Annotated in this window: 9 protein-coding genes and 1 tRNA gene; 5 read left to right on the top strand and 5 right to left on the bottom strand. The window is 71.5% G+C overall.

Annotated features, from left to right (window positions below):
• The coding region (locus tag BGN97_RS06800; protein WP_292699231.1) for a hypothetical protein at window positions 1–1088 on the top strand (1088 nt) is incomplete at its 5' end.
• Window positions 1089–1441: 353 nt separating this feature from the next.
• On the opposite strand, the gene BGN97_RS06805 is transcribed toward BGN97_RS06800, so the two are convergent.
• Together BGN97_RS06805 and BGN97_RS06810 are read right to left on the bottom strand one after the other, a co-directional pair.
• Window positions 1442–1999, bottom strand: a complete 558-nt coding sequence (locus BGN97_RS06805; protein WP_292699234.1) for a hypothetical protein — start codon at window positions 1997–1999, stop codon at window positions 1442–1444.
• A complete protein-coding gene (locus tag BGN97_RS06810) occupies window positions 1996–2658 on the bottom strand; it encodes a hypothetical protein (protein WP_292699236.1) in 663 nt (220 codons plus the stop codon). The genes BGN97_RS06805 and BGN97_RS06810 overlap by 4 nt, the downstream gene beginning before the upstream one ends.
• A gap of 119 nt (window positions 2659–2777) precedes the next feature.
• Here BGN97_RS06810 and BGN97_RS06815 point away from each other — a divergent pair, with 119 nt between their 5' ends.
• Together BGN97_RS06815 and BGN97_RS06820 are read left to right on the top strand one after the other, a co-directional pair.
• Window positions 2778–3431, top strand: a complete 654-nt coding sequence (locus BGN97_RS06815; protein WP_292699241.1) for an asparagine synthase — start codon at window positions 2778–2780, stop codon at window positions 3429–3431.
• A 69-nt stretch (window positions 3432–3500) separates the two neighbouring features.
• Window positions 3501–3573 (top strand) — tRNA-Arg (locus BGN97_RS06820).
• A gap of 32 nt (window positions 3574–3605) precedes the next feature.
• Here the strand turns inward: BGN97_RS06820 and BGN97_RS06825 are convergent.
• The gene (locus BGN97_RS06825) at window positions 3606–4556 is read right to left on the bottom strand and encodes a LysR family transcriptional regulator (RefSeq protein ID WP_292699244.1); all 951 of its coding nucleotides are present in this window, start codon (window positions 4554–4556) and stop codon (window positions 3606–3608) included.
• 71 nt (window positions 4557–4627) lie between these two features.
• Between BGN97_RS06825 and BGN97_RS06830 the strand changes: the two genes are divergently transcribed.
• Window positions 4628–6358 carry an FAD-binding protein gene (locus BGN97_RS06830; RefSeq protein ID WP_292699246.1) on the top strand — a complete coding sequence of 577 codons (1731 nt, stop codon included), beginning with the start codon at window positions 4628–4630 and terminating at the stop codon, window positions 6356–6358.
• Window positions 6359–6405: 47 nt separating this feature from the next.
• Here BGN97_RS06830 and BGN97_RS06835 read toward each other — a convergent pair whose 3' ends face one another.
• Window positions 6406–7245, bottom strand: a complete 840-nt coding sequence (locus BGN97_RS06835; protein ID WP_292699248.1) for a sigma-70 family RNA polymerase sigma factor — start codon at window positions 7243–7245, stop codon at window positions 6406–6408.
• A 30-nt stretch (window positions 7246–7275) separates the two neighbouring features.
• The gene (locus tag BGN97_RS06840) at window positions 7276–7767 is read right to left on the bottom strand and encodes a carboxymuconolactone decarboxylase family protein (RefSeq protein WP_292699250.1); all 492 of its coding nucleotides are present in this window, start codon (window positions 7765–7767) and stop codon (window positions 7276–7278) included.
• A 130-nt stretch (window positions 7768–7897) separates the two neighbouring features.
• On the opposite strand from BGN97_RS06840, the gene BGN97_RS06845 reads away from it, so the two are divergent.
• The coding region (locus BGN97_RS06845) for a serine dehydratase beta chain (protein ID WP_292699253.1) at window positions 7898–9038 on the top strand (1141 nt) is incomplete at its 3' end.

Here is a 9038-nt window from a genome sequence, read left to right on the forward strand (position 1 = left end):
TGACGGTGCGCCCCTCGCTCGTGCACGTGGCGCAGAGCGGGGAGCCGGATGCCGGCATCCGCGCGTTCCTGAGATCCACCCTCGTCGCGATCCTGCCGTTCTCGATCTTCTATGCGGCGTGGGGGATGCTCGACGCCGACCAGAAGGAGTTCTTCCGGCTGGCCAGCAGCATCGCGTTCCGAGAGACGGGATTCGGTCTCGGCGAGGCGATCGTCGACCGGGGCGGGCTGATCTCGGTGGGCGTTCTTCCGGTGACCGTGCTCGTGGTGGCGCTGCTGGTGCGCGCGCTGCAAGCCCGGTTCCGTGAGCGCCTGCCGGAGTGGACCCTGACGCTGGCCGCGTATGCGGAGCTGCTGTGGACGTTCATGCTGTTCACCCTGGTCGGCCAGTGGCTCGCCGGCGTGCGCGCGTGGTTCTCCGGTCGGGCGGGGGCCCTGTGGCTGCAGGACTTCGGCGACGGCGTCGCGGCGGCCATCCCGTCGCTGGCGAGCGTGTGGGAGGCCGTGCTCTGGCTGGTGGGGATCGTCATCGCCGCCGCGATCGTGCCCGCGGCGTGGCTGGCGGTCGCGGGTGTGATCTACGGTGCCGACTTCGATGCGCTGCCGCCGGTGCTGGCCCGGCGCACCGAGGCGCTGCGTGGCGCGGTGGGCTCGCTGGCGCGCACCCTGCTGCAGCGGTTCGAGGACCTGTGGGCGGCGGTGGCCGCGATCTGGCGGGGCGGGCCGTTGCTGTTCGGCGCGTTCGCCCTCGCCTACGCGCTGTGGGCTCTCGCCGAGCGCACCGGCACGCGGGGCGTGCTGCAGGTCATCGGCGGGCACGAGTCCGGCTTCTGGAGCGCCTGGCTGCCGCTGGTGACGGTGGGGGTCGCCGCGATCGCCGAGCCGATTCGCGTGGCGATCGTCGCGACGGCGTTCGACGCGGTGGTCGGCCGTCCCGAGGCGGGGATCGGCGTGCGCGATTCAGTCGCCGACGGGGAATCGGACGGTCTCGTCGCCGACGGCGATATCGAGCCAGAACGGCCCCTCGGCGTCGTTCGGCAGCAGGAAGACGGAGAGGATGCGGTAGGAATCGGTCCCCTTCCGGCATGAGCTCTCCTCATCGCCGTACCGCACGTCCACCGCGGACCCCGCGGTGAGCCAGACGCGCTCGCCATCCTTCTCACGGAGCGTGAACGTGCCGCAGCGCTCGGCATCCTTCGCGCTGTCGGCGGACAGCCGGATGCTGAGGGTGTGCGCCCCGGCGGGCGCGGGGAACTCGTCGGGGACCGCACGGACCAGCTCCAGCCGATTGCCGCCCATGTCGACCGCGCCTTGGGCGACGCGCGGTGCGGGGGGAGCGGCTTCCTGAGCGGGCAGCACGTCGAGCCAGACGCTCACCCCGATCAGCGCGGCCACCGCCGCGATCAGGGCGACCAGAGCGACGCGCTGCCTGCGCCACCACGTCATGGTGCTCCCACCTTCGGTGCCGTCAGCTCCACGGTCGCGGTGCGCTCCGCGGCATCCAGGTCGATCGGGATCACGATCACGTCGTCGAGCGAAGGCGTGAAGTAGTCGGCCGAGAGGCGCAGCTGGGCCGTACCCGACCGAAGGCTCTCGGGCAGCTCGAAGGCGATCTGGCCGGTGGTGTCGACGCCCACCCGCAGCGGTGAGCGCAGCAGCGACTCGGGCGGGCGCTCACTGGCGTGGAAGACGAGGCCGTCCATCAGCAGGGACGCGAGACCGATCTCGGCGTCCAGCTCGGTCTGACGGGCGGATGCCGTGACCTCGATCACGAGCCAGTTGCCCTCGGCATCCCACTCGTCGCGCTCGTCGCTCAGCCGTTCGGCGAACGACGACTGCACGACGCGTGCGACCAGCGTCCGCGTCGTCACCTCCTGGTGCGCGGATCCGCGCACGGGAAACGCGTCCGTCAGCGAGTCCTCCGGCGGGGTGATCCCGCTCACGAGCCCCGCCACCAGCACGAGACCGGTGCCGATCAGCCACGGCATCGCCCGGTTCACGACGTCAGCCCCACGGTGATGCGCGCGACCAGTGCGGTGCGGCGCCAGGTGATCGACGAGGACGACAGGATGATCTGCCCGGCCACCTCGCGGGCCTCCTGCACGTTCAGCCGCACGTCCCCGTCGGCGAAGGAGCCGCGCGGGACGGGCCATCCGATGACGACCTCGGCGGGGACGCCCGGCTGCAGCACCGGGGTGCCGCGGCTGCCGTCGTCGCGCCAGGCGCGACCCGCATCGGTCGCGGTGACCTCGGACAGACTCAGCAGCGGGCTGCTCGAGTCGATCAGCCGGGAGGTGACGCCGTCGGCGGCGCCGATCAGGCTGACCGGGTGGTCGGTCAGGTTCTCCAGCCGGACGGAGAGGAGCAGGATCTGCTCGTCGGGCTTCGCCTTCCAGTAGTGCTCCTCGACCTCATCCACCAGCTCGGCGTCGTGCACCGTGATCGCGTAGAGGGAGGTGCGCACCTCCTGGTCGGCCGCGGCCGCGCCGGGAGCGCGGGATGCCGCTCGCAGCCCGCCCAGCGAGAGGAACGCGATTGCGAGGGCGACCAGCAGGACGGCCGCGATCCAGACGGGCGCCGTCGACGGCGCGAGAGCACCCCGCAGCGAGCGTCGCGCCGCTGCGGACGCCGTACCCGCGGCCCCCCGCATTCTCGTCACGGGGTCAGCCTATCCAGCGACCCGTCGCCGGCGCTCCTGCGGCGCGGCGGCGCGGTCGCGGGCGTGATTGGATCGGGTCTCCCCGACGTCGGCGGCGCCCGGTACGCTCGATTCGGGAGGTGCTCGTGGGACGTACGGCGGATGCCACCGGCGAGGGCGTCGCGATCGCCACCGCGGCCGCGAAGCTGGCCGTGAAGAACCAGATCCTGGTCGGCACGATCGCTCGCGGCGGCGTCTTCGAGATCGACCACTACATGGACGTGGCGCGCACGGCGCTGCTCGCCATGGCCAAGGAGTCCGACGAAGAGGCCGAGCGGCTCGTCGCGCTGCGCAAGCGCGCCAAGGGCCGCCACTCGGATCCCCACGGCACGCACGACTACCGCGACCGCGATGTGCGCAACCTCCGCCGCCGTGCGCGGCAGTCCACAGGCGTCGCCGACAGGCTGCGCAAGATGACCGAGGAGCCCGACGCGCTGCGCGCCCTCGTCGAGGATGCGCGGGTCGCGGCCTGGGGCGACGTGCGCGGCAACCTCGACCGCCGGTTGCGGGTCGAGGCCATGCGCCCCGACCAGGACCCGGACTACGAGCGGATGCGGGATGCGCGCATGCAGGCGCTCAGGCTCGTCGACCTGCAGGCGCTCTCGTCCGAGCAGCGCGCGCGCCGGAAACGGGAGAAGGCCGCCGAGAAGGCGGCGGAGAAGGAAGCCGCGAAGGAACCCGCACGGAGCGAGCGCAGCGCCCGTCGCGAGGCGCGACACGCGGGGGATGCATGACGGAACGGGCCGATTTCGCTTCGCTCTGATGGTTGTGTAAGCTGTTCCTTGGCCCGCTCGCCGGGCCCTGCGCCTCTAGCTCAATGGATAGAGCATCTGACTACGGATCAGAAGGTTGGGGGTTCGAGTCCCTCGAGGCGCACACTGTGTTGAGACAGTGCTGAAACCCCCTCCTCAGGAGGGGGTTTCTTCTGTCTCCGGGAGGATGCTGCTCAGCGCCGGGTCGCGCTCGGCGAACCGGACGGCGGTCGCCACGATCAGATCCCGCATGGCCGCGACGGCCACGCCGGGCGTGACGTCCGAGCGGTGCGCCAGGCTCACGGTGCGCGTCAGCGGCATCGACAGCCGCGCAGAGCTCAGCGCCGGACGGTCCGTCAGCACCATCGCCGGTACCACGGCCACGCCCAGCCCGCGCTCCACGAACCGCAGCACGGCATCCATCTCCGGCCCCTCCAGCACGGAGGTCGGCGCGAGCCCGGCCGCGCGGAAGGCAGCATCCGTCGTCGCACGCAGGTCGTAGCTGCGATCCAGTGCGATCAGCGGGACCCGGGAGAGCGTGGCGAGATCCACCGTGGCGCCGGCGGGGACGAGCGGATCCGCCGACGAGGTGACCACGACCAGCTCCTCGGACAGCAGCGGCAGCCGGCTCAGCGTCACGCCGGGAACGGGTCGCAGGTCGGAGGCCGTGATCAGCGCGATGTCGAGCTCGCCGATCGCGAGCTGCTCCACGAGCGCCCGCGACCCGCCTTCGGCGAGGTGCAGGTCCACACCGGGGTGCGCGTCGTGGAAGGTGCTGATGGCCTCGGCGACCAGGCTCACGCAGAGCGTCGGCGGCGCGCCCAGGCGCACCCGACCTCGGCCGAGACCGGCGAGCTCGTCCATCTCCGCGCGGATCGCACCCACCTCGGCCAGGATCCGCTGCGCGCGAGGCAGCAGCACCTCACCCGCCGGGGTCAGCGAGATGTGCCCGCGCGCGCGATGCAGCAGAAGCGCGCCGAGCTCGTGCTCGAGGGTCGAGATCTGCCTGCTCAGCGACGGCTGGGCCACGTGCAGCACCTCGGATGCCCGGGTGAAGTGTCCCAGGCGCGCCACTTCCACGAAGCCCCGCAGCTGTTCCAGATTCATGCGCTCAGTCTATCGAAATCAGCTGAACAATGCATTGGAGTTATCAAGCGGACGAGCCTAGCGTGAATCACATGAGTGCTCGCGAACGACAGATCTCCACCACCGTCCTGGTCATCGGCACCGGCGGATCCGGGCTGCGCGCGGCGATCGAGGTCGCCGAACACGGCATCGACGTGCTGGCGGTCGGCAAACGTCCCCGCCAGGACGCCCACACCTCCCTCGCCGCAGGCGGCATCAACGCGGCCCTCGGCACCATGGATGCCGAGGACAGCTGGCAGCAGCACGCCGCCGACACCATCAAGGAGAGCTACCTGCTCGCCGATCCGCAGACCGTCGAGATCGTCACGCGGGGTGCCGAGCGCGGCATCCGCGACCTCGAGCGCTGGGGCATGGGCTTCGCCCGTGAGGACGACGGCCGCATCTCGCAGCGGTTCTTCGGAGCGCACACGTTCCGTCGCACGGCGTTCGCCGGCGACTACACCGGGCTCGAGATCCAGCGCACGCTGGTGCGTCGCGCCGAGGAACTCGACGTGCCGATCCTCGACGGCATGTACATCACCCGCATCCTGGTGCGCGACAACGTCGTGTTCGGCGCCTACGGCTTCGATCAGGCCGACGGCACGCGGTACCTGATCCACGCCGACGCCGTGATCCTCGCCGCCGGAGGCCACACCCGCATCTGGCGGCGCACGTCGTCGCGTCGTGACGAGAACACCGGGGACTCGTTCCGGCTCGCCGTCGACGCGGGTGCCCGGATCCGCGACCCCGAGCTCGTGCAGTTCCACCCCTCCGGGATCATCGAGCCGGAGAACGCCGCCGGCACGCTGGTCTCCGAGGCGGCTCGCGGCGAAGGAGGCATCCTGCGCAACGGCCTGGGCGACCGCTTCATGTCGAAGTACGACCCGGAGCGGATGGAGCTGTCCACTCGCGACCGCGTCGCGCTCGCGGCGTACACGGAGATCAAGCAGGGGCGCGGCACCGAGAACGGCGGCGTCTGGCTCGATGTCTCGCACCTGCCGCGCGAGACGATCATGACCCGGTTGCCGCGCGTGTACCAGACGCTGCTCGAGCTGCAGATGCTCGACATCACCGCGGATCCGATCGAGATCGCGCCGACCGCGCACTACTCGATGGGCGGCGTGTGGGTGCGGCCCGAGGATCACGGCACCGACGTCGACGGCCTGTACGCCATGGGCGAGGCGGCGAGCGGTCTGCACGGCGCGAACCGGCTCGGCGGAAACTCGCTGATCGAGCTGCTCGTCTACGGGCGGATCGTCGCGCAGGCCGCGATGGCGCACGCGCTGGGACTGGATGCGCAGCGACGCTCGACGGATGCCGTCGCTCGGGCGCGCGCCGAGATCGATGACCTGCTCGCCTCGGACGGCACCGAGAACGTGCGAGCGCTGCAGCGCGCCATCCGCAACACCATGACCGAGCACGCCGGTGTGGTGCGCGACGAGCAGGGCCTCCGCGAGGGGCTGGCCGAGCTCGATGCGATCGAGGTGCGGATGGCGGATGTGGGCATCCACCCGGACATCGCCGGCTTCCAGGACCTCGCGCACGCGTTCGACCTGAAGGCATCCGCGATCGCCGCGCGCGCGACCCTGGAGGCGGCGCTGGAGCGCCGGGAGACCCGCGGATGCCACAACCGCAGCGACTTCCCCGAGACGGATCCGGCGCTTCAGGTGAACCTCGTGTGGTCGCCGGGGGCGGGCGTGACGCGCGAGCCGATCGCACCCGTCCCCGGCGAGATCGCCGAGCTCATGCGCGAGGTCGACAGCACGGGCAAGCTCGTGGAGTGACCGCCTGCGCGCGCCCCGCCGACGCCGCCGGGGGGCTGAGGGGACGATCAGCGCAGTTCGCGGGTCTCCATCACCGTGATGCGCTCGCCCTCCGAGCTGAAGGAGAGCAGCGAGACCGGGACGCCGTCGTCGATCGCGACGACGGCGAATCCGTCGGCCAGTTCCACGATCTCGAAGTCGTAGCCCGAGGCGTACCGGTGGAACGCGGCGGCGGACGCCGCCACCTTCTCCGCACCGCGGACGATCCGGATGCCGTCGGCGCCCTGATCGAGGTGGAACTCGACGTCGGGGTGCAGCACGGCCAGCAGCCCCGCGAAGTCGCCGTCCCGTGCGGCCGCGAGGAAGGCGTCGACCACGGCGCGGCGCTGAGCGCGGGTCGCCGCCTGATCGGCATCCCGTGGTGCGGCGCCGCGCACCCGGTCGCGCGCGCGGCTCGCCAGCTTGCGCGCGGCGGGCGGCGTGCGCTCCACGATGGGCGCGACCTCGTCGAAGGACAGTCCGAACACGTCGTGCAGCACATAGGCGAGACGCTCGTCGGGGGTCAGCTGATCGAGCACCAGCATCAGCGCGTAGCCGACCCGGTCGGCGCTCTCGGCGCGTACCGTCGGGTCGGCGTCGGCCGGTGCGCGTTCGACGTCGGGAAGCAGATCGAGGGGGTTCTCCTGACGCCGCCCGCGTGCCCGGAGCTGATCCAGGCAGATGCGGCTCACCGTCTTCGTCAGCCATGCCCTCGGGTCATCCGCCTCGGCGGCGGTGCCGGAGGCCCTGATCCAGGCCTCCTGCACCGCGTCCTCCGCATCGGCGTGCGAGCCGAGCATCCGGTAGGCGACCGCAGTCAGATATCTGCGGTGCGTCTCGAAGATCTCGTCGGGCTCGGTCATCGGCATCTGTGCTCCGTTCCGCACGGCAAGCTATCGTCAGCGCGCGCCGGCCGGCTGGCGGATCGCCGCATTGATGCGATTCCACACGTTGATGGCGCCGATCTCGAACAGCAGGCCCGAGATCTCCCGGCGGTCGAAGCAGTCGAGCATCTCGGCCCACAGCTCGTCCGAGACCGGGTCGTGGTGGTCGGCCAGGCGGGTCAGCGCCTCGGTGAAGGCGAGGGCGGCGCGCTCGCGCGCGGTGAAGTACGGTGCGTCGCGCCAGGCGGCGACGGCTGCCACGCGCTGCGCGCCCGCGCCGCCGTCCAGCAACTGCGTGGTGTGATCGACCACGCACCAGCTGCAGCCGTTGAGCTGGCTGGCGCGCAGCGAGACCAGCTGCAGCAGATCCTCGGGCAGGCCCGAGGACTGCGCGATGCGGTTCACTCCGGTGAGCGCGTCGAGCCCGCCCTCGAGCAGGAATGCGGGGTGAGGCATGCGCGCCTTGTGCTCGACGACGGTCGTGGTGCTGTTCGTGTTCTCGTTCATACAGAGGGGACGAACGGCGTGCGGGAAATGTGACCGATCCATCGGAATCTTTTCTGCGCGGCAGTCTCGCGGCCCTCTCGCCTGCCGGAAGCACGGCCTCGACAGGCCCGCGCAGGCCTAGGCTGGAGGGGTGACTGCGTACGTCTCGGCCTTCGACCTCTTCTCCATCGGAGTGGGGCCCTCGAGCTCCCATACCGTCGGCCCGATGCGCGCCGGAGTGGACTTCGCCGCGCGCCTGGAGGCGGACGGCGCGCTCGACCGTGTGGCGCGCGTCACCTGCGAGCTGTTCGGCTCGCTGGGCGCCACCGGGCTCGGCCACGGCACCCCGGATGCCGTGGTCGCGGGACTGCAGGGTCTGCACCCCGAGACGTGCGACCCCGATGACGTGCGGGCCGCGTGGCAGGGATGGCCGAACAGACAGCGGCTGAACCTCGCCGGACGGCATCCGATCGACTTCTCGAAGGACGACGTCGTCCTCACTCCGCGCACCCGCCTGCCCGGGCATCCGAACGCGATGACCCTGCGGGCGCTGGATGCCGAGGGCGGCACCGTCGCCGAGCAGATCTACTACTCCATCGGCGGCGGGTTCATCCGTCGTGACGGCGAGGAGGCGCGGGTCACGGCCGCCGTGCAGCCGTTCCCCTACGACGACGCGGCGTCGCTGCTCGCCCTCTGCGACGAGAACGGGCTGTCCATCGCAGAGCTCGCGCGACTGAACGAGACCGCCGTCCGCAGCGAGGAGGAGGTCGCGGCCGGACTCGACGCGATCTGGGACGCGATGCGCGCCTGCGTCGAAGCCGGCCTGCACACGGGCGGCACGCTGCCGGGCATCCTGAAGGTCAAGCGCCGCGCGAACGACATCCGCGAGCAGCTGGAGGCCGTCGAATCCGACGGCCACGCGCAGGTGCCGGGGGAGTGGCTCGGTGCTTTCGCGCTCGCCGTGAACGAGGAGAACGCCGCCGGCGGCCGCGTCGTGACCGCGCCGACCAACGGGGCGGCGGGCATCCTCCACGCCGTGGCGATGTACTGGTGGCGGTTCCTCGCCGACTCGGGCCTCGGCGTGGGCAACGCGGTCACGCCCTACGGTGAGCTCGTCGGCAGCGCACTGCTCGGGTTCGGCGCGGAGGCATCGCTGATCGCCGTCGGTGCCATCGACGACCCCGACGTCATCGCCGAGGCGAACCGCCGCCGGGGCATCCGCCGCTTCCTGCTGACCGCCACCGCGCTGGGCTCGCTGTTCAAGGCGAACGCGTCGATCTCGGGTGCCGAGG

The sequence above is a fragment of the Microbacterium sp. 69-10 genome, from assembly GCF_001897945.1.
GTDB lineage: Bacteria > Actinomycetota > Actinomycetes > Actinomycetales > Microbacteriaceae > Microbacterium.

Excerpts from the sequence above, each read along its gene's own strand:
- BGN97_RS06825 (WP_292699244.1), bottom strand. The coding sequence starts at position 4,556 with ATGAATCTGGAACAGCTGCGGGGCTTCGTGGAAGTGGCGCGCCTGGGA.
- BGN97_RS06830 (WP_292699246.1), top strand. The coding sequence starts at position 4,628 with ATGAGTGCTCGCGAACGACAGATCTCCACCACCGTCCTGGTCATCGGC.
- BGN97_RS06835 (WP_292699248.1), bottom strand. The coding sequence starts at position 7,245 with ATGCCGATGACCGAGCCCGACGAGATCTTCGAGACGCACCGCAGATAT.
- BGN97_RS06840 (WP_292699250.1), bottom strand. The coding sequence starts at position 7,767 with ATGAACGAGAACACGAACAGCACCACGACCGTCGTCGAGCACAAGGCG.